The 25826-nt window shown below is 66.0% G+C and carries 22 protein-coding genes and 1 pseudogene; 18 read left to right on the top strand and 5 right to left on the bottom strand.

Annotated features, from left to right (window positions below):
- Positions 1-210: 210 nt before the first annotated feature.
- The 7 genes and pseudogenes from P5W98_RS09340 to P5W98_RS09310 form a co-directional block, all read left to right on the top strand.
- The gene (locus P5W98_RS09340) at positions 211-1680 is read left to right on the top strand and encodes an APC family permease (RefSeq protein WP_421024292.1); all 1470 of its coding nucleotides are present in this window, start codon (positions 211-213) and stop codon (positions 1678-1680) included.
- A gap of 53 nt (positions 1681-1733) precedes the next feature.
- Positions 1734-2957, top strand: coding sequence for a porin (locus P5W98_RS09335; RefSeq protein ID WP_421024291.1), 1224 nt, complete (start codon positions 1734-1736; stop codon positions 2955-2957).
- 80 nt (positions 2958-3037) lie between these two features.
- On the top strand, positions 3038-3781 hold the full coding sequence (locus P5W98_RS09330) for a (Fe-S)-binding protein (protein ID WP_421024290.1): 744 nt from the start codon (positions 3038-3040) through the stop codon (positions 3779-3781).
- Positions 3778-5223 carry a lactate utilization protein B gene (locus tag P5W98_RS09325; RefSeq protein ID WP_421024289.1) on the top strand — a complete coding sequence of 482 codons (1446 nt, stop codon included), beginning with the start codon at positions 3778-3780 and terminating at the stop codon, positions 5221-5223. Before P5W98_RS09330 ends, P5W98_RS09325 begins: the two co-directional genes overlap by 4 nt.
- The gene (locus tag P5W98_RS09320; RefSeq protein ID WP_421024288.1) at positions 5210-5809 is read left to right on the top strand and encodes a LutC/YkgG family protein; all 600 of its coding nucleotides are present in this window, start codon (positions 5210-5212) and stop codon (positions 5807-5809) included. Before P5W98_RS09325 ends, P5W98_RS09320 begins: the two co-directional genes overlap by 14 nt.
- 37 nt (positions 5810-5846) lie before the next feature.
- Positions 5847-5990 (top strand): hypothetical protein, encoded by a 144-nt coding sequence (locus tag P5W98_RS09315; RefSeq protein WP_421024287.1) that lies wholly within the window; start codon positions 5847-5849, stop codon positions 5988-5990.
- A 38-nt stretch (positions 5991-6028) separates the two neighbouring features.
- Positions 6029-6319 (top strand): annotated as a pseudogene (locus P5W98_RS09310) (hypothetical protein); the annotation flags it as partial.
- Positions 6320-6569: 250 nt separating this feature from the next.
- Here the strand turns inward: P5W98_RS09310 and P5W98_RS09305 are convergent.
- A complete protein-coding gene (locus P5W98_RS09305) occupies positions 6570-8105 on the bottom strand; it encodes an NYN domain-containing protein (RefSeq protein ID WP_421024286.1) in 1536 nt (511 codons plus the stop codon).
- Between the two features lie 262 nt (positions 8106-8367).
- Here P5W98_RS09305 and P5W98_RS09300 point away from each other — a divergent pair, with 262 nt between their 5' ends.
- The 3 genes from P5W98_RS09300 (at position 8368) to P5W98_RS09290 (ending at position 13660) form a co-directional block, all read left to right on the top strand.
- Positions 8368-10686: a cytochrome P450/oxidoreductase gene (locus P5W98_RS09300; RefSeq protein ID WP_421024285.1), complete on the top strand. Its 2319-nt coding sequence runs from the start codon at positions 8368-8370 to the stop codon at positions 10684-10686.
- Positions 10687-10894: 208 nt separating this feature from the next.
- Positions 10895-12424 (top strand): class I adenylate-forming enzyme family protein, encoded by a 1530-nt coding sequence (locus tag P5W98_RS09295; protein ID WP_421025234.1) that lies wholly within the window; start codon positions 10895-10897, stop codon positions 12422-12424.
- A gap of 78 nt (positions 12425-12502) precedes the next feature.
- Positions 12503-13660, top strand: coding sequence for an acyl-CoA dehydrogenase family protein (locus P5W98_RS09290; RefSeq protein ID WP_421024284.1), 1158 nt, complete (start codon positions 12503-12505; stop codon positions 13658-13660).
- Between the two features lie 46 nt (positions 13661-13706).
- Here P5W98_RS09290 and P5W98_RS09285 read toward each other — a convergent pair whose 3' ends face one another.
- A complete protein-coding gene (locus P5W98_RS09285; protein WP_421024283.1) occupies positions 13707-14609 on the bottom strand; it encodes a LysR substrate-binding domain-containing protein in 903 nt (300 codons plus the stop codon).
- A gap of 334 nt (positions 14610-14943) precedes the next feature.
- On the opposite strand from P5W98_RS09285, the gene P5W98_RS09280 reads away from it, so the two are divergent.
- From P5W98_RS09280 to P5W98_RS09250, 7 genes are all read left to right on the top strand, one after another.
- Positions 14944-15849, top strand: coding sequence for an SDR family NAD(P)-dependent oxidoreductase (locus P5W98_RS09280; RefSeq protein ID WP_421025233.1), 906 nt, complete (start codon positions 14944-14946; stop codon positions 15847-15849).
- A 56-nt stretch (positions 15850-15905) separates the two neighbouring features.
- The gene (locus P5W98_RS09275; RefSeq protein ID WP_421024282.1) at positions 15906-17084 is read left to right on the top strand and encodes a phenylacetate--CoA ligase family protein; all 1179 of its coding nucleotides are present in this window, start codon (positions 15906-15908) and stop codon (positions 17082-17084) included.
- On the top strand, positions 17081-18235 hold the full coding sequence (locus tag P5W98_RS09270; protein ID WP_421024281.1) for a lipoate--protein ligase family protein: 1155 nt from the start codon (positions 17081-17083) through the stop codon (positions 18233-18235). Before P5W98_RS09275 ends, P5W98_RS09270 begins: the two co-directional genes overlap by 4 nt.
- A 7-nt stretch (positions 18236-18242) precedes the next feature.
- The gene (locus tag P5W98_RS09265) at positions 18243-19112 is read left to right on the top strand and encodes a MaoC/PaaZ C-terminal domain-containing protein (protein WP_421024280.1); all 870 of its coding nucleotides are present in this window, start codon (positions 18243-18245) and stop codon (positions 19110-19112) included.
- A 65-nt stretch (positions 19113-19177) separates the two neighbouring features.
- A complete protein-coding gene (locus P5W98_RS09260) occupies positions 19178-19966 on the top strand; it encodes a citryl-CoA lyase (RefSeq protein ID WP_421024279.1) in 789 nt (262 codons plus the stop codon).
- 30 nt (positions 19967-19996) lie between these two features.
- On the top strand, positions 19997-20857 hold the full coding sequence (locus P5W98_RS09255) for an FAS1-like dehydratase domain-containing protein (RefSeq protein ID WP_421024278.1): 861 nt from the start codon (positions 19997-19999) through the stop codon (positions 20855-20857).
- A gap of 66 nt (positions 20858-20923) precedes the next feature.
- A complete protein-coding gene (locus P5W98_RS09250; RefSeq protein WP_421024277.1) occupies positions 20924-22312 on the top strand; it encodes an MmgE/PrpD family protein in 1389 nt (462 codons plus the stop codon).
- Positions 22313-22403: 91 nt separating this feature from the next.
- Here P5W98_RS09250 and P5W98_RS09245 read toward each other — a convergent pair whose 3' ends face one another.
- Positions 22404-23408 (bottom strand): ferritin-like domain-containing protein, encoded by a 1005-nt coding sequence (locus P5W98_RS09245; RefSeq protein WP_421024276.1) that lies wholly within the window; start codon positions 23406-23408, stop codon positions 22404-22406.
- A gap of 82 nt (positions 23409-23490) precedes the next feature.
- The gene (locus tag P5W98_RS09240; RefSeq protein ID WP_421024275.1) at positions 23491-24609 is read right to left on the bottom strand and encodes a hypothetical protein; all 1119 of its coding nucleotides are present in this window, start codon (positions 24607-24609) and stop codon (positions 23491-23493) included.
- A gap of 209 nt (positions 24610-24818) precedes the next feature.
- Between P5W98_RS09240 and P5W98_RS09235 the strand changes: the two genes are divergently transcribed.
- Positions 24819-25088, top strand: a complete 270-nt coding sequence (locus P5W98_RS09235; RefSeq protein WP_421024274.1) for a hypothetical protein — start codon at positions 24819-24821, stop codon at positions 25086-25088.
- Between the two features lie 19 nt (positions 25089-25107).
- Here the strand turns inward: P5W98_RS09235 and P5W98_RS09230 are convergent, their stop codons facing one another.
- Positions 25108-25725, bottom strand: coding sequence for a LysE/ArgO family amino acid transporter (locus P5W98_RS09230; protein ID WP_421024273.1), 618 nt, complete (start codon positions 25723-25725; stop codon positions 25108-25110).
- Between the last annotated feature and the right edge of the window lie 101 nt (positions 25726-25826).

The raw sequence follows: 25826 nt of genomic DNA, 5'->3' as shown, positions 1-25826 counted from the left end.
AAACCCCAGACGGGTTGGCGCAATTTATCGAATATTTGGCGCGGTCAGTCAGATCGCGGGAATTTTTAACCGCCTACCATGCGCTCGTATCGAATCTCGCAATAGACCACGCAATACACCACGCGGGATTCGCTTTCACGAGCGCCAGGCGGACGCGGTTCTTCATCGTGTCGCGGGGCGCAATTCAAAATGACACCAGCAGAGGCAACGATGAACGAACCGCAAATACCCGTCGCGCCATCCGGGCTCGTGGGCAGCGCCATGGCAGACGATGCCGCCGCCGCGCCGCGCAGTCTGCTCGGCTTGTGGCAGATCGTGTTTCTCGTGATCTCCGCGGCTGCACCGCTCACCGGCATGCTTGGCGCGGTGCCGCCCGCCATCAGCCTCGGCAATGGCGCGGGCATTCCTGGCGCCTTTGTGATCGCGGGCGCGGTGCTGCTCGTTTTTAGCGTGGGCTTCGCTTCGATGAGCCGGCATATCGTGCGCGCCGGCGCGTTCTACGCCTACATTACGGCGGGCTTCGGCCGGCCGCTTGGCATGGCGGGCGCGCTCGTCGCGCTGCTTTCGTACACCTGCATCCAGATCGCGCTGTACGGGCTGTTCGGATTCTTCTGCACAGTCGTGCTTGGGCCGCTCCTGCATAGTGCGATGCCGTGGTACGCGTATTCGTTCGCATGCGTCGCCGTCGTGCAGGTGACGGGCCTGCGCGGCATCGACCTGAACAGCCGCCTGCTCGGCGTGCTGATGTGCCTCGAAATGGGCATCCTGCTCGTGCTTTCGATCGCCATCGTGATTCACCATGGCGGCCCGAGTGGCCTCACGCTCGCGCCGTTCACACCGAAGCAGGTGTTCAGCGGCCACATGGGCATTGCCGTGATGTTCGCGCTGGCGTCGTTTATCGGCTTCGAGGCCACGGCGATTTACGGCAAGGAGTGCCGCGATCCGAAGGTTACGGTGCCGCGCGCGACCTATGTGTCGGTCACGCTGATTCTCGTGTTCTTCGCGTTCGTTACGTGGGCCATCGTGTGCGCCTGGGGCCTGAAGGACGTGGTCGAGGCCGCGACGAAGCAGCCCGGAGACTTCTGGTTCATCCAGTCCACCAAGTACCTGGGCGGCGCCATGACCACCGCGATGAGCGTGCTTCTGCTCTCCAGCATCTTCGCGAGCCTGCTCTCGTTTCACAACACGATCGTGCGTTACATTCACGCGCTTTCGGTCGAGGGAATACTGCCCGCGAAGCTCGACCGCCTGCATGCGAAATACGGCTCGCCGTATCGCGCGAGCTATCTGCAAACGCTTACGGTGGCGTTGCCGATGGGACTCTATGTGCTCGCAGGCGCGGATCCGTTCAATACCGTGTTCAGTTGTACGTCGGCGCTCGGCACCATCGGCATCGTGATGCTGCAAGCCGTGACGAGTTTCTCGGTGGTCGTATTTTTTCGCGTCACGAAAAGGGACACGCGGCTGTGGCACGCGTTCGTCGCACCGATACTGGGCGGGATGGGCCTGCTGTGGATCGGCTTCGTGCTGACCAGCAACCTCGACGCGCTTTCCGGCTCCGATAGTCCCATCGTGCGGGCGTTCCCGTGGATCGTGTTCGCGGTCGCGCTGTTCGGCATTGTGCTCGGCTTCGTGCTCAAGCGCATACGGCCCGACATCTACGCGCGCTTCGGCCAATAGCACCCGGCGCGCGCGGCGCGTTCACTCCCCCCTCAAACCCCAAAAACATCGATATGGAAAACCCACTCGTCAAGCGTACGGCGCTGACGCTGGCGTCGTGCGCTCTAGCCACCTTCATGCACGGCGCTTGCGCTCAGTCCTCTGTCACACTTTTCGGCACGGTGGACGCCGGCCTCGTCTATTCGACGAATCAGCAGACCACGCGTGCGGATGGCAGCACCGAAGGGCATTCGAACTGGCAACTGGGCGGCGGCAACCTCGTGCCGTCGCGCTGGGGGCTGACCGGCAGCGAAGACATCGGCGGCGGCAGCACGGTGAACTTCACGCTGGAAAACAGCGTCCTTACGCAGAACGGCGCGTTGCTGCAGGGCGGCACGCTCTTTAACCGCAACGCCTGGGCGGGCGTGGCGAACGCGAACTATGGCACGCTCACGCTGGGACGCCAGTACGATCCGTTCTCCGACAACATGGGCGTCTATGCATCGAGCAACAACTGGGCGACGCTTTACGGTTCGCACTTCGGCGATGTCGACAATCTCAACGAAGCGTTCAACTTCAACAATTCGATCAAGTACGTGAGCCCGAGCTTCGGCGGCCTGACTGTGGGCGGTCTGTTCAGCTTTGGCGGCGTGGCGGGCAACTTCTCGCAGAACCGCGGCTGGTCGCTCGCCGCAAACTACACGCGTGGACCGCTTTCGCTATCCGCAGGCTATCTGCAACTGCGCAATCCACTCCAGGCGGCGTTGGGTGGGGAGGTCGGATATATTGGCGATTTCAGTTGCGCGAATGCCGACGCTTCGTATTGCGAACTGCACAATGCGCAGAAGATCGATATCTACGGCGCAGGCGGTTCGTATGCGCTCGATACAGTGACGCTCGCACTGAGCTACACGCATACGCGGCTTTCTCAGAGCCAGTATTTCGCGAGCACGGCGCAGCCACAAGGCGCGAACATCGCGTTCGATATTGCCGAACTCAACACGACGTGGCAAGTCTCGCCCGCGCTGCAATTCGGCTTTGCCTATATCTTCAACGACGCGCATCCTGATGAGGGCTCCTCCACGCGCATCCATCAGATCAACCTAGGCACGGTGTACAGCCTCTCGAAGCGCACGGCGCTCTATGCCGTGGTGATCGGGCAGAAGTCAACGGGTGCGGGACTCGGTATCGATGCCGCCGGCGGCGGCACGCGCAATCTGGCGCAGATTCCGAATCTGGTGAATTCGGACACCGACAAGCAATTGGCGGTCATTGCGGGCATTCGCCATAACTTTTGAGCAGGCGGGGCGGTTCGCGGGCAAGCGCAGGGCGATCGGCGCTAAAATGAGTTGATCCGCTTTCTCGCGCGAGCCCTCGCATGAAAGTCGCCCTTTTTGTCCCGTGCTTCATCGACGCGTTCTACCCCGAAGTGGGCATCGCCACGCTCGAATTGCTGGAGCGGCTGGGCTGCGAGGTCGACTATCCGCTTGAACAGACCTGTTGCGGCCAGCCCATGGCCAACAGCGGCGCGCAAGCCGAGGCGGCCGGCGCGGAGCGCGTGTTCGCGCGCGCTTTCGAAGGATATGACTTTATCGTCGGGCCTTCGGCCAGCTGCGTGAATCATGTGCGCGATCATCTCACCGCCATCGAGCAAACCGATCCGGTGCGGCGCGTGCGCACGAACGCCTTCGAACTCGTGGAGTTCCTGCACGACGTGCTGCGCGTGCGCGAATTCCCGTGGGCCGAGTTCCCCTGGCGCGTGGGCCTGCACAACAGCTGCAGTGCGCTGCGCCATCTGCACGAGGCGTCTATTTCCGAGGTGGCGGGCAAGCCCTTTTCGAAGCCGCTCGCGTTGCTGCAGGGCGTGAAGGGCATCGAGTTCGTACAGCCCCAGCGGCCCGACGAATGCTGCGGCTTCGGCGGCACGTTTGCCGTGACCGAGGAAGCGGTGTCGGTACGCATGGGCCAGGACAAGGTCATCGACCACGTGAGCGCGGGCGCGCAATACATTGTCTCGGGCGACATGTCGTGTCTCATGCATCAGCAGGGCTGTGCGCAGCGCATGCAGTCCGATGTGCGCTTCATCCATATCGCCCAGGTGCTCAACGGAGCACGCGAATGAGCGCCCCGAACGATCGCCCGAAGCGGGTCGAGCACGCGAAGCTCGCCGGCGCATTTCTCGCGCGACCCGAACACGTGGATTTCCACGACAAGCGTCTCTGGGACTTGCGCACGAAGCGCGACGCGCAGGCGCATGCCATTCCCGAATGGGAGGCGCTGCGCGAGCTCGCGTCGGCCATCAAGGCGCACACGCTTTCGCATCTGGCCGACTATCTCGAGCAGTTCTCGCGCACCGCCGAGGCGAACGGCGTGCAGGTGCACTGGGCCGATACCGCGGGCGAGCACAACGAGACGGTCTTTCGCATCCTGAGCGAGCGCGGCATGACCGCGCTCGTGAAGAGCAAGTCGATGCTCACGGACGAGTGCGAGATGCGCCCGTACCTCGAACAGCGTGGCATCGCCGTGATGGAAACCGATCTTGGCGAGCGCATCCAGCAACTCGACGGCCAGCCGCCGAGCCATATCGTCGTGCCCGCCGTACACAAGCTGCGCGATGACGTGGCCCAGGTGTTCGGCCGCACGATCGGCACCGATGCATCGAACAACGACATCCACTATCTTGCCGAGAGCCAGCGCATGAACACGCGCCCGTGGTTCGTGCGCGGGAAGACCGCGGGCATGACGGGCTGCAATTTCGCGGTGGCCGAAACCGGCACGGTGGTGGTCTGCACGAACGAGGGCAACGCCGATCTCTCGGCCAACGTGCCGCCGCTGCATATCGTTTCGATGGGCATCGAGAAGCTGATTCCGCGCATGTCCGATCTCGGTGTGTTTATCCGCATGCTTTCGCGCAGCGCGCTGGGCTCGCCGATCACGCAATACACCTCGCATTTCCGCGCGCCCCGCGAGGGTGCCGAGATGCACTTCATCCTCGTCGACAACGGCCGCAGCGCACGGCTCGCGATGCCCGACTTCTGGTACTCGCTCAAGTGCATCCGCTGCGGCGCGTGCATGAATACCTGCCCGGTTTATCGGCGCAGCGGCGGTCTCTCATATGGCAGCACCTATGCGGGGCCGATTGGCGCGATCATCAACCCGACCTTCGACTTGAAGCGCTTTAGCGCGTTGCCGTTCGCGTCCACCCTCAACGGCAGTTGCACCAACGTGTGCCCCGTGAAGATCAACATTCACGAGCAGATCTACCAGTGGCGCACGGTGATCGCCGCGCAGCACGAGGTGCCGTTCGTGAAACAGGAAGTGCTCAAGATGGCGGGGCGGTTGCTGGGAAGTCCGACGATGTATCGCGCGGCCGTGTCGTCGCTCGACGGCGCGCTGCGGCTCTTGCCCAATTTTGTGCTCTACAACCCGCTCAATATCTGGGGCCGGCAACGCACGCTGCCGCAGGCTCCGTCCACGACCTTTCATGCCTGGTATCGCAAGCATCGCAAGGGCTCTAAAGGCAGCAAGGGAGACAACGACGGAGGCGACGATGGCGAGCCGTGAAGCGTTCCTCGCCCGTGTGCGCGCGGCGCAGCCCGAGGCCCAGGACTTGCCCGAGGTGCCGTTGTTCGACGCGCCGCCCGGCGAATTGCGCGCGCGCTTTGGCGCAGCGCTCGCGCTCATGGGTGGCAGCGAGGCACAGGCCGATTCGGGCGAGGCCGTGCTCGCGCTGATACGCGAGCGTTTCGGCGCGCAGGTGTCGATCGCGTCGGCGGCGCCCGAGGTGCAGGGCACGCGTGCGCTCGAACCGGCCACGCCGCCCGAGTCGCTCGAGAACGTGGATGTGGGCGTCGTGCGCGCGCGCTTCGGCGTTGCCGAAACGGGTTCGGTGTGGCTCTCCGAGCGCGAATACGGGGTGAACGCGCTTGGCTATCTCGTGCAACATCTCTACGTGCTGCTCGATCCCGGCGCGCTCGTGGCCGGCCTTCAGGATGCCTACCGGCGCGACGATTTTCGCAGCGCGCGCTATGCGGTGCTGGTGACCGGGCCGTCCGCCACGGCCGATATCGAGGGCGTGCTGATTCGGGGCGCGCAAGGGGTGAGGTCGCTGACGCTGGTATGGCTCGCGGCGCACGGCGCTTGCGCGTGACTCATGGCTGGCTCGTGCCTGACTCAAGCGATCGGCAATGATCATCCGCGTTCTATTGCTGAGCGGCTTCCTGTTGGCGAGCATCGTCGTGGTGCAGGCCGTGAGCCTGCACTTCGCGCTGTCCGAATCGGTGCTGCTTGCTGCCTGGGGTTTCGCGCTCGGCGGCCGTGCCATGCGCTAGACTCGCTCACCGGTTCGAGCATGGAAAAGGAGGTGCCGATGTTGCGCAAGACCCTCAACGCATCGCGGCTGCAGGAAGAAGTGAAGCGCCGGATCCACCGGCTCCAGGAAGTCGTCGACGATGGCGTGAAGATCGGCGTGCCGCGACCGCAGCCACAGACGCCCGACCGCACGGGCTGCAACTGGACGATGCGCAATTTCGGCAACGCGGCGGGGTTCGAGACGAGCATCGCCGGCGTGCTCGCGCAGATGCAGGCGGAGTACAACCTTGCTGCGCAAGAGGGGGAGGAGAGCGAGGCCACGCGCGCTCCAGCAGGCGATCCGTTCGGCGGCACGCATGCGCCGGCGAAAGTCGATCCGTTCGCCGACACATCGGGCAATCCCGGACCCGCGCCGGCAGCGAATCCGGTTGCCGGGGCGCAGCCGGCGGGGGCTTCGAAGGCGAGCGCCGATCCGTTCGGCGGCCCTTCGTCGCCGAAGGACGGCGCCAGCGAGCCGCCACCGCGCAAGCGCCCGGCGAACCCGTTCGGCGGCGCCTGACACCGCTTGCTACGCGGCCTTGCTGTTCAGGTCGCGGCGATCAGCTTTCTTCCGCCGTCTTGCGCGGGCGGCGGGCGCGCGCCGGGGACTTCTTCGGCGCTTTGGCTTTTTTGCCGGCCGGTTCGGCGTCGGCGCTCGCTTCGGGCGCGGGAGATTCCGTCACGTCGCGCGGCGGCTCGGCGTGGGCCTCTTGCGCAGCGGGTCCGGAAGCCTTCTTGCGGCCAGTGCTCTTGCGCGATGCGGTCTTGCGCGCGCGCCGCGGTGCCTCGGGCGCTTCGGATTCCGGGTGCTCCCCGGCGGCGGGTGCATCGGCCGCCGCGTGCTCGTGCGCGCCGTGCTGCGGCTGCCCGAAGCGCGGCATGTCGCCCGCGTGGTGCGCTTCGTCGCGAGCCGGTGCATGCACCTCGCGCGATTGCGCCGAGGCGGTCTCGGTGAAGAGGTCGCCGTTCGACATCGCCGCGCTGGCCTCGGACTCGCGCGTTTGCTCGAATTCGAACGAGACACGCGCTTCGGCCGTTTCCTGCGCTTCACGCGTTTCGCTGCTTTCGCTCGCCTCGCGTGCCTGCTCGTGGCCGTTCTCGCCGGCAGCCGCCGCGCCGCGCCCGCCGCGCCGGCCCTTGCGGCGCGAGCGCGTCGAATCTTCCGCGCGTTCTCCGCGCTCCGCACGCTCCGCGCGCGGAGCTGCCTCTTCCGCCGGGCTCGCGGGCGCGGCGCTCGCCGGCTGGCTCGTGCGCGTCACATAGGTGCCGGACTTCTCGTCGCGGCCCACTTCCAGCAGGCCGCGCGCCTGCGCTTCTTCGAGCAGGTTGCCGAACGCGCGGAAGCCGTAGCGCGCCTCGTTGAAGTCGGGGCGGCGCCGCTTGATGGCGCTCTTGAGCACAGATGCCCAGATCTTGCCGCTGTCGCCCCGCTCATAGCCGAGCGCGTCGAGGGTCTCGACCACCAGCGTGATGGCCTTGGACTTGCGCTCTTCGCCGCGTTCCTCGCCGCGCTCGTCCGCGCTTTCGGCAGCGTTGCGCCGCTCGTCGCCGGACTGGCGCTTCGCGTTCGCGCCGCTTTCGCCGCGCGCCTTGGCGCGCTCCTTTTGCTCGCGCGCGAGCTCGCGCACCAGGTCGTCGTAGAAGATGAACTCATCGCAGTTCGCGACGAGCAGGTCGGAGGTGGAATGCTTCACGCCCACGCCGATCACCTTCTTGGCGTTCTCGCGCAGCTTCGAGACGAGCGGCGAAAAGTCGGAGTCGCCGCTCACGATCACGAAGGTGTCCACGTGCGACTTCGTATAGCAGAGATCGAGCGCGTCCACGACGAGGCGGATATCGGCGGAATTCTTGCCCGACTGGCGCACATGCGGAATTTCGATGAGCTCGAAGCTCGCCTCGTGCATCGACGCCTTGAAGCCCTTGTAGCGGTCCCAGTCGCAATAGGCCTTCTTCACGACGATGCTGCCTTTGAGCAGGAGCCGCTCGAGCACGGGCTTGATATCGAAACGGTCGATCTTCGCGTCGCGCACGCCGAGCGCGACGTTCTCGAAGTCGCAGAACACCGCCATGCTGACGTTTTCCTGAGGGGAGGCCATGTGATTCGTTCGTTCCATCTGCTGTTCGAACGCACATGATAGCCCCTCGCCGCGGCGCGGACCGAAAACACCGGCATCGCGCGAGCATAACCTCTTCAAGGCGCTCGTCGACGGCTACCGGCCATGACCGCGGCGACACTCCGGGCGACCGTTTCGCACCAGCCGTGCGCTTGGAGGTTAACCCCGATCTTTTGCAGCGGTCCCGGCGTAATAGAGTTACGCAGATGAACCCATGCGCGACAGCGATGCAGGAGGCGACACCATGATCGAGGCACCCGGCGAGGCCAGGGCACGCTGCCCCGTGAGCGCGAACGCGGCAGCGTTCGACCCGTTCAGCGATGGCTACCAGCAGGACCCGCCCGAGTACGTGCGCTGGGCGCGCGAGCAGGAGCCCGTGTTCTACAGCCCGCAACTGGGTTATTGGGTCGTCACGCGCTACGACGACATCAAGGCGATCTTCCGCGACAACCTCACGTTCTCGCCCTCGATCGCGCTCGAAAAGATCACACCCACAGGGCCCGAGGCCAACGCGGTGCTCGAGTCGTATGGCTACGCCATGAACCGCACGCTCGTGAACGAAGACGAGCCCGCGCACATGCCGCGCCGCCGCGTGCTGATGGAGCCGTTCACGCCCGAGCAGCTGAAGCGCCACGAACCGCTGGTGCGGCGCCTCGCGCGCGAGTACGTCGACCGTTTCATCGACACGGGCCGAGCCGATCTCGTCGACCAGATGCTCTGGGAGGTGCCGCTCACGGTGGCGCTGCATTTTCTCGGCGTGCCCGAGGAAGACATGGACATGCTGCGCCGCTACTCGATCGCGCACACGGTCAATACCTGGGGGCGTCCGCGCCCCGAAGAGCAGGTGGCGGTGGCGCACGCGGTAGGCAACTTCTGGCAGTTCGCGGGCAAGGTGCTGGCGAAGATGCGCCAGAACCCCGAGGGCCATGGATGGATGCAATACGGCATCCGCAAGCAGCAGGCGCATCCCGAGATCGTCACCGACTCGTATCTGCATTCGATGATGATGGCGGGCATCGTGGCCGCGCACGAGACTACGGCCAACGCCACGGCCAATGCGATGAAGCTGCTGTTGCAGCACCCGCGCGCGTGGCGCGAGCTCTGCGAAGACCCGAGCCTGATACCGAACGCCGTGGAGGAATGCCTGCGCCACAACGGCTCGATTGCGGCGTGGCGGCGGCTTGCGACGAAGGATGTGCGCATCGGAGGCGTCGACATTGCCGCGGGCTCGAAGCTGCTGATCGTGACCTCGTCGGCGAATCACGACGAGGGGCATTTTGCCGATGCTGATCTGTTCGACATTCGCCGCGACAACGCGAGCGATCACCTTACGTTCGGCTATGGCGCGCACCAGTGCATGGGAAAGAATCTCGCGCGCATGGAGATGCAGATCTTTCTCGACGAGTTCACGCGGCGGTTGCCGCATATGCGGCTCGCGGAGCAGAGGTTCACCTACGTGCCCAATACCTCGTTTCGGGGTCCGGAGCATTTGTGGGTGGAGTGGGACCCGGCGCAAAACCCCGAGCGCACCCATTGCGCGTCATCTGGCGCGCGGGCGGCCGTACGGATTGGCGAGCCGTCGTCGCATGCGTTGAGCCGCCCCGTGGTGGTCGAGCGTATGGACACCGTGGCGGCTGGCATTGTGCGGCTGCGTCTGGCCGCGCCCGAGGGCGCGACGCTGCCGCGTTGGGCGCCCGGCGCGCATATCGACCTCGAATGCGGCGAGTATGGCAACGGTCGTGAGGGTGTGCTGTCGCGCCAGTATTCGCTGTGCGGCGACCCCGCTGATACGGGCGCGTTCGAAATCGCGGTGCTGCGCGAAACGCAAAGCCGGGGCGGTTCCGCATGGGTACACGACACGCTGCGCGAGGGCATGCGCGTGAGAATTCGCGGACCTCGCAATCATTTCCGGCTCGACGAAACGGTTGAGTCAGGGCATCGGGCCATTTTCATCGCGGGCGGCATCGGCATCACGCCAATCAGCGCGATGGCGCGCCGCGCGCGCGAGCTCGGCATCGACTACGATCTGCACTATAGCGGCCGCTCGCGCGGCAGCATGGCGTTCGTCGCGGAACTCACGCAGTTGCATGGCGAGCGGCTGCGCCTTTACGTCTCCGATGAAGGCACGCGCAACGATTTCGGCGCACTGCGCGTGGAGGGACCCACGCGCGTCTATGCGTGCGGTCCCGCGCGCATGCTCGATGCGCTGGCTGCCGCGAGCGCTGCGTGGCCGGAAGACACGTTGCGCATGGAGCACTTCGTCGCGCGCGCGGGCAAGCTCGACCCGGCACACGAGCATGCGTTCGAAGTCGAGCTCAAGGACTCGGGCGTCGTGCTGGAGGTGGCGGCGGACCAGACCGTGCTCGATGCGCTGCGCGCCGCGAATATCGACGTGCAGAGCGACTGCGAAGAGGGCCTGTGCGGCTCGTGCGAGGTGCGCGTGCTGGCGGGCGAGATCGATCACCGCGACGTGGTGCTCACGCGCGCCGAACGCGAGACCCAGACGCGCATGATGACCTGCTGCTCGCGCGCAAAAGGCAAACGGCTGATACTCGAGTTGTAGAGGTGGAGCGGCGGCGCACAAGCGCATCGGGGCCGGAACAGCCTCCGGCCATCGGGACTAATGCCGACTTCCGGCCAGACGAATGCCGGCTTCTTTGAAAACGAATTGTTGGTCGCGCGCGGCTCCACCACACTGAGCCCTGTCGAGAGGCGGCGCGCGCACACGCGCCGTGCGGGAAACGAACAAGCCAGGATCGGAGGCGAAGGTGGTGACAGGGGCGGCGCGGGCGGCGCGCAAAATCAGCGACATCGCGCGGCATTGGGCACAGGCCGCGCCCGAGGCCACGGCGATTCGTGAAGAGGGCCGCGAAACCAGCTTCGGCGAGCTTTGGCGCAATGTGGAGGCGGCTCAGCGTTTCTTGCGCGGGCAAGGCGTGAGCACCGGCGACCGCGTGATGATCGTGGCCGAGAACTGCCCGGCCGTCATCACGCTGCTGTTCGCGCTTTCGGAAATCGGCGCGTGGCCGGCCATCGTCAACGCGCGGCTCTCGGAGCGCGAGATCGAAACGATCCGCGCGCATTGCGGACCGCGTCTGATGCTGTTTACGCATGGGGCCTCGCCCGATGCGCTGCGCCACGGCGTGCGTCAGCGCGCGAAAGAGATCGCGCCGCAAGGGCTCGGCCCGCTGATGATGGCGGACCCCGAACCGCAAGCCGTGCGCGAGCCCGAATCGCTCGCCCGCGAGGTCGCGCTCCTCATCTATACCTCGGGCACGACAGGTCAGCCCAAGGGCGTGATGGCCACGCATCGCGGGCTGCTGCATTTCGCGCGCGTCTCTGCCATCTCGCGCAACATGACGCCCGCCGACTGCGCCTATGCGGTCATGCCGATGTCGCATATCTTCGGCCTCGCGACGCTGCTGCTCGCCACCTTCGAGGCGGGCGCGAGCCTCTATCTGGCCGCTCGCTTCTCGGCCGAGGAAGTGGTGAGGGCGCTGGGCGCGTCGGAAATCTCGATCCTGCAGGGCGTGCCCACGATGTTCACGCGCATCGTCGCGTGGGTGCGCGAGCACGGCGGGGCGGTTCGGGCGCCGCGTCTGCGCTACCTCTACACGGGCGGCGGCCCGCTCGATCCCACCTTGAAGCACCAGGTGGAAGCGCTCTTCGGCATGCCGCTCCACCATGGCTATGGCATGACCGAATACGCGGGCTCGCTCTTCATCACGCGCATGGACCGGCCGCGCAAGGACACCTCATCGGGCGAGATCGTCGAAGGCGCGGAACTGCGCATCATGGGCCCCGATGGCCAGAGCGTCGCGCGCGGCGAAGCGGGCGAGCTGTGGGTGCGCGGCCCTGGCGTCATGCACGGCTACTATCGCGATCCGGCGCTCACGGCCGAGACGATCGATGCCGATGGATGGCTCAGGACCGGCGATCTCGGGCGGCTCGAAGCGGATGGCGCGCTCTTTATCGTCGGCCGGTCGAAGGACCTCATCATCCGCTCGGGCTTCAACGTCTATCCGATCGAAGTGGAATCGGTCATCAACACGTACGACGCGGTGCGCCTGTCGGCCGTGGTGGGCCGCACCGACGCCGAAGGCAATGAGGAAGTGGTGGCCTTCGTGGAGCCGAAAGAGGGCGCGGCACTCGATGTCGACGCATTGCAGCGCTATATCAGCGAGCGCCTCTCGCCGTACAAGCGGCCCGTGCAGATCGTGCCCATCGACATGATTCCCACCACCGCGAGCGGCAAGCTGCAAAAGCAGCCGCTGCGCGAACTCGCCGCGCGCCGCCGCTAGCGCGCCCTGTCAATTCGAAGCGGCATGCTCCGGGTGGAACCGCGCATGCCGGCATGAAACTGATAAGGAATACACATCATGATTCGCGACCAGGAAACGATGAACGTGCTGCTCGACAACGTCTCGCGCTTCGTGCGCGAGCGTCTCGTGCCGAACGAGGAGCGCGTGGCAGAAACCGACGAGATTCCCGCCGACATCGTGAACGACATGAAAGCGATGGGCCTTTTCGGCCTCACGATTCCCGAAGCCTACGGCGGCCTCGATCTCACGATGGAAGAAGAAGTGCTTGTGATGTTCGCGCTCGGCAAAACGTCACCCGCGTTTCGTTCGATCATCGGCACGACGGTGGGCATCGGCTCGCAGGGCATCGTGATCGACGGCACCGAGGAGCAAAAGGCCCGCTGGCTGCCGAAGCTCGCCACCGGCGAAGTCATCGCGAGCTTCGCACTCACAGAACCGGGCTCGGGCTCCGACGCGGCCTCGCTCAAGACGCGCGCCGAGCGCCACGGCGACCACTACGTCGTACACGGCACCAAGCGCTTCATCACGAACGCGCCGCAGGCGGGCATGTTCACGCTGATGGCGCGCACCAACCCCGACGAGCCGCGTGCGGGCGGCATCACCGCGTTCATCGTCGATGCACGCACGCCCGGCATCAGCTTCGGCAAGCGCGATCGCAAGATGGGCCAGAAGGGGGCGCATACCTGCGACGTGATCTTCGATAACGTGAAAGTGCCGGCCGAAAACATCATCGGCGGCAAGGAGGGCGTGGGCTTCAAAACCGCGATGAAGGTGCTCGACAAGGGCCGCATTCATATTGCGGCGATTTGCGTGGCGGTGGTGCAGCGCATGCTCGACGACGCATTGCGCTACGCAATGGAGCGCGAGCAGTTCGGCCAGCCGATCGGCGAATTCCAGCTCGTGCAGGCCATGCTCGCCGATAGCCAGGCCGAACTCTACGCTGCGCGCTGCATGGTGCTGGATGCCGCGCGCCGCCGCGACGATGGCCGCAACGTGAGCACCGAAGTCGCGTGTGCGAAGCTCTTTGCCTCGGAGATGTGCGGGCGCGTAGCCGACCGCGCGGTGCAGATCTTCGGCGGCGCGGGGTATATGGCCGAATACGGCATCGAGCGTTTCTACCGTGACGTGCGCCTGTTCCGCATATACGAGGGCACGAGCCAGATTCAGCAGATCGTCATTGCACGCAACATGATGCGCGACGCGCAAGCGCTTTAAAAAGCGCCTCAAGGCCTGCTATCCGTATGCACAGGCCCTGACCGTCTCATTCGAGCCGGCCGATGCCGTCGGCCACCAGCAGATCGACGAGCTTGCGCGCGAACAGCGGCAGCGCCTCGCGATCGGCCACGCAGATCTGCAGCTTGCGCACGGCCCACTCGTCGGTGAGCGGCACGATCTTGAGCGCCATGGTTTTCGCGTGGCGGCGCGCGGTGCCCTCGGGCAGCACGCAAATGCCGATGTTCGCTTCGATCATGCGGCAGGCGGCTTCGAAGTTGCTGACCTGAATGCGCCAGCGAATGGTGCGCTGCAAATTCGAGGACGCGCGCTTGAGGAATGCGTAGATCGCGCTTTCATCGGGTGGTCCTACGAAGTCGTGGTCCAGCGTGTCGGCAAAGTCGATTTCGCTTGCCTGTGCGAGCGGATGCGAGAGCGCGGTAGCAAGCACGAGGCGGTCGCGCCGGTACGGCATGACCTGCAAGCCCTCGGTGCGCACGTCGCCGGCCACGATGCCGATGTCGACACTGCCGTCCAGCACGGCGCGCACGATGTCGGGACTCAGCCGCTCGTGAATGTCCGCATACACATCGGGATGGTTGATGAGATAGGTGCGCAGCACGGCGGGCAGGAATTCGCTCATGGCCGTGGTGTTCGCGAACACGCGCACGTGACCCTTGACGCCCTCCGAGTACTCCTGAAGATCGCCCCGCAATTGCTCGAGTTGCTTGAGCACGCGCCGCGCGTGCGCGAGCAGCGTCTCCCCGGGCGCGGTGAGTGTCACGCCCTGGCTCGTGCGCGAAAGCAGCTTCACGCCGACTTGCTCTTCGAGATTCTTGATGCGCGTGCTCGCAGCGGGCAGCGAGAGATGCGCGCGTTCCGCACCGCGCGTGAGGCTGCTGGCCTCCGCCACGTGCGTGAAGAGCTTGAGGTCGACAAGATCGAAATGCATGGGTTCGCTCGATGGTGCTCTAGCCTGCGCGAGAGCGCGCCGCTGATTCAACGTTCGTTTGAACGATAGATGCAAATGACAAAGGTCTCGCGGATTCTGCGCATTATTGCGCCGCAGCGCAATACGCGCCATTAGCGGAATTACGGGTTAATCGTGGACGAATCGGGCATTCGGCATATTCAAATTGTGTGTGCGCGTGTGTTGCGTCAAGCTGCAAACCGAACAAGCGGCGTGACGAACTGTGGTAAAGCGCGCCGGCATAACGGATTCACCCATTCGAACGGAGGCTCGCACCATGCGGGCAGCGGGAGCACGAACGATGACGACGCAACGGATGCTGGCAGGCCAGGTGGTGGTGGTGACGGGTTCGGGCGGTGGCATTGGCCGTGACATTGCGCTGGCCATGGCGCGTCAGGGCGCGAAGGTGGTGGTCAACGACGTGGGCGCCTCGCTTTCCGGCGAGGGTCACAACGACGGCCCCGCGCAGGCCGTGGTGAACGAGATCGCGGCGCTCGGCGGCGAGGCCACGGCCAACACGGACAGCGTGGCCGAAGCCGCAGGCGCAGCCCGCATCGTGAAGCACGCGCTCGACGTGTTTGGCCGCGTCGACTGCGTGGTGAACAACGCCGGCATTTTGCGCGACCGCTTTTTCCACAAGATGAGCGAGGAGGAATTCGATGCGGTCGTGAAGGTACATTTGTACGGCTCTTACCACGTGTCGCGCGCGGCCGCCGACCATTTCAAGGATCAGCGCAGCGGCGCTTTCGTGCACATGACCTCGACCTCGGGCCTGATCGGCAATCTCGCGCAGGCCAACTACAGCGCCGCGAAGCTCGGTATCGCGGGGCTTTCGAAGTCCATTGCGCTCGACTTGCAGAAGTTCGGGGTGCGATCGAACTGCATCGCGCCGTTCGCATGGGGCCGCATGATCGATTCGATCAAGATCGATTCGCAGGAGCAGCAAGCGCGCGTCGAAAAAATCAAGCAGATGACGCCTGCGAAGATCGCGCCGCTCGCGGTGTTTCTCGCGAGCGAGCAGGCCGCCGATGTCTCGGGGCAGATCTTCGCGGTGCGCAATAACGAGATTTTCCTGATGAGCCAGCCGCGTCCCGTGCGCTCGGTGCATCGCGGCGAAGGCTGGACGCCCGAGACGATCGCGGAGCACGCCATGCCCGCGCTGCGCGGCTCGTTTCATCCGCTCGATGTTTCCGCCGATGTATTTAGCTGGGATCCGGTCTGAACTTGCGCGCGGCGCGGGCGGCCGGCATGGCCGGCAGCCTCAATCACGGAGGAGACATGCACGATCCGATCGATCGGCTCAATGCGCAGCTCGAACGCCTGCACGCGCATCCGTTCCATGCGGGACGCTTGCCGCGCAGCATCGCGAGCGCGGCGGAATTCGCCGAACGCGTGCCGCTCATGTCGCGCGCCCAGTTCGTGGCCGAAATGGGCAAGACGGGTTATGGAGCGTTCGCGCCTCACGTGCCGCCCGTGCGCATTCATCTCACGCCGATGGGCCCGGCGCTCGTGCCGATCCTGCACAGCGCCGCCGATCTGCGCGCGATGGAATCGGCGTGCGGCCAGCATCTGGACGCCTGCGGCATCGGCCCCGGCGACGTCTGCATGGTCACATTCGGCTATCACCTGTTCGTCGCGGGGATGTTTTATCAAAGCCAGATGGAGGCGCGCGGCGTCGCGTGCATCCCGCACGGTCCCGGCGAAACGGAGCGCGCGGCTCAGGTGGCGCGCCAGTGCGGCGTAACGGTGCTCGCGGGCAATCCCACGCATGCGCTCAAGCAGATCGAAGCGGGCTGTCCCGTGCCGCGCGTGTTCTTCGCGGGCGGCGAGCCGTTCAGCGGCAACGAGGCGCTTTATGCGCGCGTGCGGGCTGCCATGCCCGGCACGCTGCTCATCGACAGTTATTCGTTATCCGAATGTCTTCCGGTGGCGCGGACGTTTCCGGGCGGCACGGGCGTGCATGTCTTCGACGAACTGCTCCACGCCGAGGTGATCGACCCCGACACCGGCGCGCCATTGCCCGAAGGCGAGCGCGGCGAACTCGTGCTCACGCATTTGCAGAAAGAGTTGCAGCCGCTCGTGCGCTATCGCACCGGCGACCTCGCCGTGCTCGAACGCACGGCGAGCGTGCATGGCCGCACGGTGTCGCTGCCGCGCGTGGTGTTCGAGCGCGTCGATTCGATGGTGAAGGTCAAGGGCGTGAAGGTCTATCCGTCCGAGTTGAAGCGCGTGCTGCAGGGAGTCGCGGGCGCGACGGGCGCTTACCGGATCGTGGTGCGCTCGAAGGCGCTTGGCGGTGACCATCTCACGCTGCTCGTCGAAGGTACACCCGCCGACATGGAGGCCATCGCCGAGCGCTTCAGGCGCCAGACGCTGATTCACGCCGATGCCATCGAGGCAGTCGACACGCTCGAAGGCGCGGCGCTCGTGCAGGACGAACGGAGGCAGACAACATGAACGCAACAGCCGCACCCGCACCGTGGCGCTATGTCGTGGGCCAGCACAACTACGCGGACTTCTCGACCTCGGTTTCGCCCGCCGTCGAGCGCGCCGTGGCCGAGCGGCTCGCGCCGCCCACGGTGCTCCTGAGCATCTTCGACGGCGACAGCATCACCGTGGGGGTGAACGAAGACCCGAACCAGGTACTCGACCTGCCGTTCTGCCGCGCCAACAACGTGCTCGTGCGGCGGCGCGTGAACAGCGGCGGGGCGATCTATGCGGGCCGTGGCTCGGCATTTCTCGCGCTGTATCTGCCGGTCGATTTGCCCGGCGTGCCGGCCACGGCGGCGGCTGCGTTCCCGGCCATTCTCGGCCACGTGGCGCAAGCGTTGCGCGAGGGGTTCGGGCTCGCTGCGGCGTACCGGCCGCTCAACGACGTCGAGATCGATGGCCGCAAGCTGGTCGCCACGTCGATGAAGATCGAGGGCGGCGTGCTCACGTTCCGCATCCTGCTGAACGTGAAGGCCATCGACACGGCGATTGCCGCGCGCGCGATGCCGATGGCGCCGGAGAAGGTCAAGGACAAGAAGCACAAGGATCTCGGTTCGCGCTACACGTATCTGGAGCAGGAGTTGGGCCGCGCGGTGAGCGAGGCCGAATTGCGCGCCTGGGCTCAGGCCTGCGTGCGCAGCGCATTCGGCAACGTCGCGCTCGCGCCCGGCGAGTTGGGCGAAGCGGAGCGGGCCTACGCGCAGCAATACGCGAGCGAACTCGTCGACGATGCCTGGTTCCATCAAAAGAGCGAAGCCACGCGCTATGGGCCCATCACGCAGGCCGGCGACCAGGTCGTGCGGGGCCGCGAGAAGGCGCCGGCCGGGCTCATCTGGCTGAGCCTGCTGGTGCGCCGCGGCGCGGTGCAGCGCGCGATCGTGAACGGCGACTGGCATCCCCGGCCGCTGCGCTCGGTGGACTGGCTCGAGGAAGGCTTCGCGGGGCTGGCTGCCACGCGCGAGGCGTGCGGCGCGCATATCGAAGCGTTCCTCGCGCGCGAGGACGTGGAGTTCGCGGGCGTCGAACCGGTGCATCTGCTCGCGGCGCTCGACAAGGCGCTAGATGAACTGGCCCGCGCGCGCAGCGGTGGCATGAGCGCTTCGTCTTTCATCGTTTAGCACAGCCATGACGATCGATTACCACACCTTGCGCAACTGGCCGTTCAAGGACATCGAACAGACCTACACCGCTCGCGATGCGATGTTCTATAGCCTCGCGGTGGGCTATGGCGCCAATTCCTTGGATCCCGATGATCTCGCGTTCGTCTACGGGGAGGAACTGCGCGTGCCGCCGACGTTCGCGGTGGTGCTCGGCTATCCGGGCTTCTGGGCGCGCGACCCGAGGAGCGGCATCGACTGGGTGCGCGTGCTGCACGGCGAGCAGGGCATCGAGATTCACAAGCCGCTGCCGCGCGAAGCGACGGTGATCGGCCGCTCGCGCATCGCGCGCGTGGTCGACAAGGGCGAGGGCAAGGGAGCGCTGCTCGAAATACAACGCAGCATTACCGACAAAGCGAGCGGCGAGCGCTATGCCACGCTCACGCAACTCACGTTTTGCCGTGGCGATGGCGGCTTCAGCGCGGGCGGCGGCCCGAGTGACGAGGCGCCCGCCGTGCCGCCCGCCGTGCCCGGGCGTGCGGCCGATCATGTCTGCACGTTGCCGACGCGGCCGGAGACGGCGCTGCTCTACCGCCTGTGCGGCGACGACAACGCGCTGCACGCGGACCCGCAAGTCGCGCGCGCGGCCGGCTTCGCGCGGCCCATCCTGCATGGCCTCGCCACCTGGGCGGTGGCCGCGCACGCGGTGCTCAAGACGCTGTGCGCGAGCGACCCGGCACGGCTCGCGCGATTTCATGCGCGCTTTACCGCGCCGGTCTATCCGGGCGAGACCCTGCGCACGGAAATCTGGCGCGACGGCCAGGCCGTGAGCTTTCGCACGCGCGTGGTCGAGCGCGACGTGGTGGTGCTCGACCACGGCACCGCGAAGCTGCGCTGAACATGGCCCACTTCATCGCCACAACTCAACACGAATTCGAACACGAACAGAAAGGAACTGCAGTCATGGCCCGTCAACCGAAACCGCTGGTGCGCTCCGATATCGCATACAGCACGCCCGATCGCATCGTCGTGCGCGGCAAAAGCCTGCCCGACGAAGTGCTCGGCCATATGAACCTCGGCGACTTCGCGTTCTTGCAACTGACCGGCAAGACCGCCACGCCGCAGCAATCCGCGATGTTCAACGCCATTGTCATCACGCTCGTCGAACACGGCATGACGCCCAGCGCGATCGCCGCGCGCATGACCTATGCCGGCGCGCCCGAGTCGCTCCAGGCGGCCGTGGCGGCAGGACTGTGCGGGCTGGGCTCGGTATTCGTGGGCAGCATGGAGGGTGCATGTCGTATGCTCTCCGAAGCATTGCGGTACGGCACGCCATGCCACGACCTTGAAAGGCTCGCGGTGGACACCGTGGCCGCATGGCGTGCGCGCGGCACGCCCATTCCAGGCCTCGGACACCCGCTGCATAAGCCGATCGATCCGCGCACGCCGCGCCTGTTCGAGCTTGCCGCGCAAAACGGCCTGTCGGGCGATTACGTGAAGCTCATGCAGTTGATCGGCGCAGAGGCCGAGCGCGCCGCGGGCAAGTCGCTGCCGATCAACGCGACGGGCGCCATCGGCGCGATCTGCTGCGAGTTCGGCTTTCCGTGGCGCATCGTGCGCGGCTTTGGCGTGATGGCGCGCGCGATCGGACTGGTCGGCCATCTGCTCGAAGAAGGCGAGCGGCCCATGTCGTTCGAATTGTGGCAACGTGTGGAAGACGAGGCTTCGGCGCACCTGCGCGGCGAGGCTTGATTCGACCTATAGCCACATCGGAGGATTGCCGTGTCCCAATCAGAACAGGAAGTCTCGCCAACCGTGCCGCTCGAAGCGTGGCTCGACAAGACCGAAACGCTCACCGACGAGATCACCTCGTTCCCGCTGCGCGCGCTCGCGGCCACGCTCGACCGCGAAGCACCGGGCGACGCGGTGCCGCCGCTGTGGCACTGGCTCTATTTCCTGCCAGTCGCGCCGCTCGCGCAAGTGGGCGCGGACGGTCACCCGAAGCGCGGCGGTTTCCTTCCGCCCGTCGCGTTGCCGCGCCGCATGTGGGCGGGCGGCCGGCTCACGTTCCACGCGCCGCTGCGTGCAGGCGAGACGGCGCAGCGCACCTCGACGGTTGCCAATATCGAAGACAAGACCGGGCGCAGCGGCCGGCTCGTGTTCGTGACGGTCCAGCATCGCTACGAATCGGCGGGCGCGCTGTGCATCGAGGAGGAGCACGACATCGTCTATCGCGACGCGCCGCAGCCCGGCGCGAGCGCGCCGAAACCCATCACTGCGCCTGCGGACAGCACCTGGTCGCGCACGCTCGCAGGCGATCCCGTGATGCTGTTCCGCTATTCGGCGCTCACCTTCAACGGCCATCGCATCCACTACGACTTTCCCTATGTCACGCAGGAGGAGGGCTATCCGGGGCTCATCGTTCACGGGCCGCTCATCGCCACGCTGCTGCTCGATCTCGTGCACCGCGAGCGGCCTCACGCAACGGTCGCGAGCTTCGCGTTTCGCGCCGTGCGCCCCACCTTCGGCGGCAATGCGTTCACGCTGTGCGGCAAGCCCGCCGTGGACGGCCGCACCATAGAACTGTGGGCCAAGGACCACGAGGGCTATCTGACGATGCAGGCCACAGCGACGCTTGCCTGATTCGAACCGACCCGCGCCACCCGTGCCACCCGTGTGCATTTCGCCTATGCAGCCATGAACTCCACCATGACCGATCATCCCAGCCGCACGCTCGCGGCCTTTGCCGCCACGCTAGAGTTCGACGCCATTCCCGCTCCGGTGGTCGAGCGTACCGTCAATCTCTACGTGGACTGGCTCGGCTCCGCGCTCGGCGGCAAGGGCGCGTGCCCGGTCGAGACCATTGCGCGTTTCGCGCGCGCGGCGCGCGGCGCGCGGAGCCCCCAGGATCCGTGCGACGTCGTGATCGACCGCAGCCGCAGCACCCCGTACTTCGCGGCGATGACGAATGCCGCCGCCTCGCACTTCGTCGAGCAGGACGACGTTCACAACGGCTCCGTGTTTCATCCCGCGACCGTGGTGTTTCCGGTCACGCTCGCGCTCGCGCAGGCGCTGGGCGCGTCGGGGCGCGAGTTCACCGCGGCTTCGGTGGCGGGCTATGAAGTCGGCATTCGCGTCGGCGAGTTCATGGGTCGTTCGCATTACAAAATATTCCATACGACCGGCACGGTGGGCACGATTGCGGCGGCTGCGGCGGCCGGGCGGCTTCTGAAACTCACGCCCGCGCAGATGCTCGACGCGTTCGGCTCGGCCGGCACCCAGGCGAGCGGCCTGTGGGAATTCCTGCGCGATGCCGCCGATTCCAAGCAACTGCACACGGCGATGGCCGCCGCCAACGGGCTGATGGCGGCCCAACTGGCCGCCGAGGGATTTCGCGGCGCGCAGCGCGTTCTCGAAGGCGCGCAGGGCATGGCCGCGGGCATGTCGAGCGATGCGGATCCGGCGAAGCTCGTCGACGCGCTCGGTGCGCGCTGGGCCATCGTGGAGACCTCGTTCAAGTATCACGCTGCCTGTCGCCACACGCATCCGGCCGCCGACGCGTTGCTCGCCGCGATGGCCGAGCACCGGCTCGCGCCGGACGACATCGCCGCCGTGACCGCGCACGTGCACCAGGGCGCCATTGACGTGCTGGGCAGCGTGGCCACGCCCAGCACGGTCCACCAGGCGAAGTTCAACATGGGCACGGTGCTGGGCCTGTGCGCGTATCGCGGCTATGCGGGCGTGAACGAGTTCGAGCACGACTACGCGCACGCGGACATCGCGGCGTTCCGCGAGCGCGTGACGATGGTGCTCGACGAAGAAGTGGACCGCGCGTATCCGGCGCGCTGGATCGGCAAGGTGAGCGTGACCACGTGCGACGGCCGTACGTTGCACGCGCGCGTGGACGAGCCCAAGGGCGATCCGGGCAACACGCTCTCGCGCGAAGAACTGGCGACGAAGTTCGTGCGCCTCGCGGTTTTTTCGCATGCGGCGAGCGAAGCGGAGGCGAACGCGTTGCTCGAGCAGGCGTGGCGTATAGCCGATGCCGGGCGCGTGGGCGCGCTCTTTGGCACAAGCAAGGTTACGAGCGCCGCGTAGAAGGTGAGCGCCTGAGCGTAAGCGCAAAAAACGCAAAAAACGCCAGATTTTCCGGCGTTTTTTGCATCGATATCATCATCGAGGCGACGCGTCACCCTTTCTGCGCGGTCGGCTTGCTGCGCACGAACCGCAGCGCGAAGCGCACGAGCTTCGGCATGGTCTCCGGGCGCAGCAGGCGCGTGTCATAGCCCGAGAAGCGCCGGTCGTTTTCTTCGAGGCACAGACGCATCAGGTCGGGCACGTTGATGTCCACGTCGGAGACCGACTGCGCGCCGTTCACCGTGAAGTTGTTGTCCTGCCGCTGCTCGTTGCCCTCGGCGTCCATGGTGCGCGCGAGGCCGATGCGCTCCCAGCCCAGAAACATCCACACGCGCGCCACTTTCAGTTCGAAGGCGATGCGCCGCCACCACGAAAGCCGCGCGCGGTGCCACGCCACCCAGTTCGCGAACAGCAGGATATGGCGGCATTCTTCCTGCATCACGGGCTCGAACGTGTCGATGAGCTCGGGCGGGAACAGCCCCGAGCGTTTCGCGACTTCGAACAGGCCGAACGCGAAGAAGCTGTCCACGCATTCGCTGTAGCCCGTCACGAGGTAGGCCCACTCCGCGTCCTTCGGAAATTCGTAGGGCGGCTCGCTCGCGAGCGCGATGCCATAGGCCCGCACCATGCGCGAAAGCACTTCCTTGTGGCGGTTTTCTTCCCACGCGTTGAGCGCGAGCGCGGCGCGCATCTCGGGGTCATCGACCGTCGCGCCATAGGCCGCCATGCGCAGGCGCGCCTTGCCCTCGGTCTGCACCGCGATGTCCCAGATCGGCAGCTCGACGATGCGCTTTAGCGCAGCGGGCTCGAGCGACGGCCATGCGAGCACCGAGGGCCGGTACGGGTTGAAGGTTTCGCGGAACATGCGGCAGGTCTCGCGCCGGTGCGCGTCGGAGCCGGGCGTAAGCGGGCCGGGCGCGGCGCTCGTCCAGTGGCGCGTGTTGTGTTCGGCGGCGTCGAGCGTCGCGCGGTCGGGCGGCTCGCTCGGCAGCTGCGGCGCGGTGAAGTCAGGGATCAATTGCGCTGTGTCGAAGGCGTCGAGTACCTGATCGTCCATCTTGAAGCGTCTCGTGTGGTGGGGTCGTGTTATTTGGTGGCTTGCCGCGTCGGCCAGGCGATCAGGCAAGCGATCAATTTTGTCACCGATGCGCGGAATTCGCCGCGGAATCCGCTTGCCCGGCACCAGCATCGGCACCAGCATCGCGGTCGTCGGCGTGGGTGACATGCGTGCCGCATTGATTGCAGAACGGGAAGAATGCGAAATTGCGCGCGCCGCAGGAACAGACCTCGAAGAGCCTCAGCCCGCAGTGAATGCAGAACGAGACCTGGTCGCCGCCCAGATGCCACGGCTTGTCGCAAGACGGGCAGAGCTTCTTTTGATACGCGCCTATGGCCTTTTCGTAGACCACGGTGCGGGCGCGCTCGCTCTGGCTTTGCTGCATTTCCGCGCGCTTGCGCTCGACGTAGCGCTGGAACGCGCGCAGCATGTAGAGCCCCGCGAATACCGTGAGCCCAATGCCCACGAGCACGCGCACATAGCCGCCGAAATCGGGCAGATACGGCACGAGTTCGACGAAGAACGCGCACAGCGCAAAGAGCCCGAAGCCATAAATGAACGGCCAGTAGCGGCTTTTGCGGCGCTTCACGAACAGCCAGACGGCCAGCAGCAGGATCGGCAGCGTGAGTGCGAGACGCCAGCCGAACACCGTGAGTTCGTAGCGCCGTTGCGCGGCGGCGTAGCGGGCGTCGGCGCCGGCCTGGGCCCGGGCGAGCTGCGCGCCCAATTGCTCGCCGCGCGCGTCGAGCGCGCGCTGCTGGTCGGCGAGCGCGTCGCGCCGGCGCTGCCAGTCGATCACGCTCGCCTGCAGCAGGTCGAGCTTGCGCGTGCGCGCGAGCAATTCGATGTCGTTGCGGTTGTCGCCCGTCGCCGTGCGCGTGGCGATCCAGTTGCGCAGGCCTTCCTGGGCGTCGCGATAGTCGGTGTTCGCACGGTCGTACGCAATGCGCAGGGTCTGCGCCTTGTCGTCGAGTGCGCTGCGCTGGCGCTCCAGATCGCGCGTTTGCGCTTCGAGCGGCGCGACGGCGGCGCGGTCGACGAATTGTTCGACGCGGGGCGGCCCGCCTTGCGGCGCGAACATGAGGTCGCGCATCACGAGGCTGCCGAGCATGTCGAGGAACAGCGCGAACACGATCGCGATGATCCACGAAGCAATCTGCAACAGGCGGGCGGGTCGCGAATAAGCCTGGCTGGTGTTCATGGGCGGTTCCTGGGAAGCGCAACGAAAGGCCAATGGGCGAGCGCCATTGTAAATGGCGCGGCGCGCAGGCTGAGGGCGCGTTGCCACTATTGCAAACCACTCAGCGATCGGTGAATGCGTTTCAGTTAATTGAATAATCGCCAGTGTGTCTTTTTTATCGGACAATTTATTGGCGTCGGTTCGCTTGGAGAAGGTAGAGTGTCGCGAATGTGGCGCGCGAGTACGCGGATGCGCTCGCGGCGCGTTTGGGCAAGGACCGCGTGCGCATCATCGCGGAGGCGTTCAGGCCGAAGCAGGGCGGTGGTTTCCGCGCGGCCACGGCGGCGGAACTGGCGCCGCAACTGCAGAGGTATCACGGCTATCGCGTCTATATCTTCGACGGCCCGCATTATCTGTCGAACGAACTCGTCGATGGGCTGCTCGCCATTCAGCACCCCGCGCGCAGCGGCGCGCCCAAGGGTGCGGGCGCGGCGCCCTGAACGCTGCGCCCACGCGCAGTCAGCGCAACTGCGCGAACGCGATGAAGAGCACCATCGCGCCGATCGTGCCGTCGAGTACGCGCCACGCGCCGGCGCGCCGGAACAGCGGCGCCAGCACGCGCGCACCGTAACCGAGGCCGATGAACCACACCGCGCTCACGCACATTGCGCCGATCGCGAACGCGAGACGGCTGCCTTGCGGCTCGCGCGCGCCGGCCGTGCCGATCAGCAAGAACGTGTCGAGATAGACGTGCGGGTTGAGCCAGGTGAACGCGAGCGTCATCAGGATGATCGGCCACGCGCGCTGCGCGGGCGCTTCCTGCGCGCCGGCTGCCTCCAGCACGGCATGGGTGGGCTTCATCGCGCGCCGCAGCGCGCCGATGCCGAACCATACGAGCCACGCGAGTCCCACATAAAGCACGAGATGCACGAAGGTGGGATAGCGCTCGACCAGCGCGGAAGCGCCGCCCACGCCCGCGCCGATCAGGATGAAATCGGACAGCGTGCACAGCAGCACGATCTTGCCGACGTGCGAGCGCAGGATGCCCTGACGCAGCACGAAGGCATTCTGCGCGCCGATGGTGACGATGAGCGAGGCGCACAGCGCCGCGCCGTGCGAAAAAGCGAGCCAGTTCATGATGGTTGCGCGGCCGGTGGCCGAAATGGGGCGCAAGGCGCAAGGTGACGAAGCACGTTGCGGCAGGCGCATGGACAGAGGAAGCATTCGGCGTTAGTCTG

The sequence above is a fragment of the Paraburkholderia sp. A1BS-2L genome (assembly GCF_051125205.1).
In the GTDB taxonomy this organism is placed as follows: domain Bacteria; phylum Pseudomonadota; class Gammaproteobacteria; order Burkholderiales; family Burkholderiaceae; genus Paraburkholderia.
The sequence above is the reverse complement of the archived record's forward strand: the minus strand, read 5'-3'. Positions and strand labels throughout refer to the sequence as shown.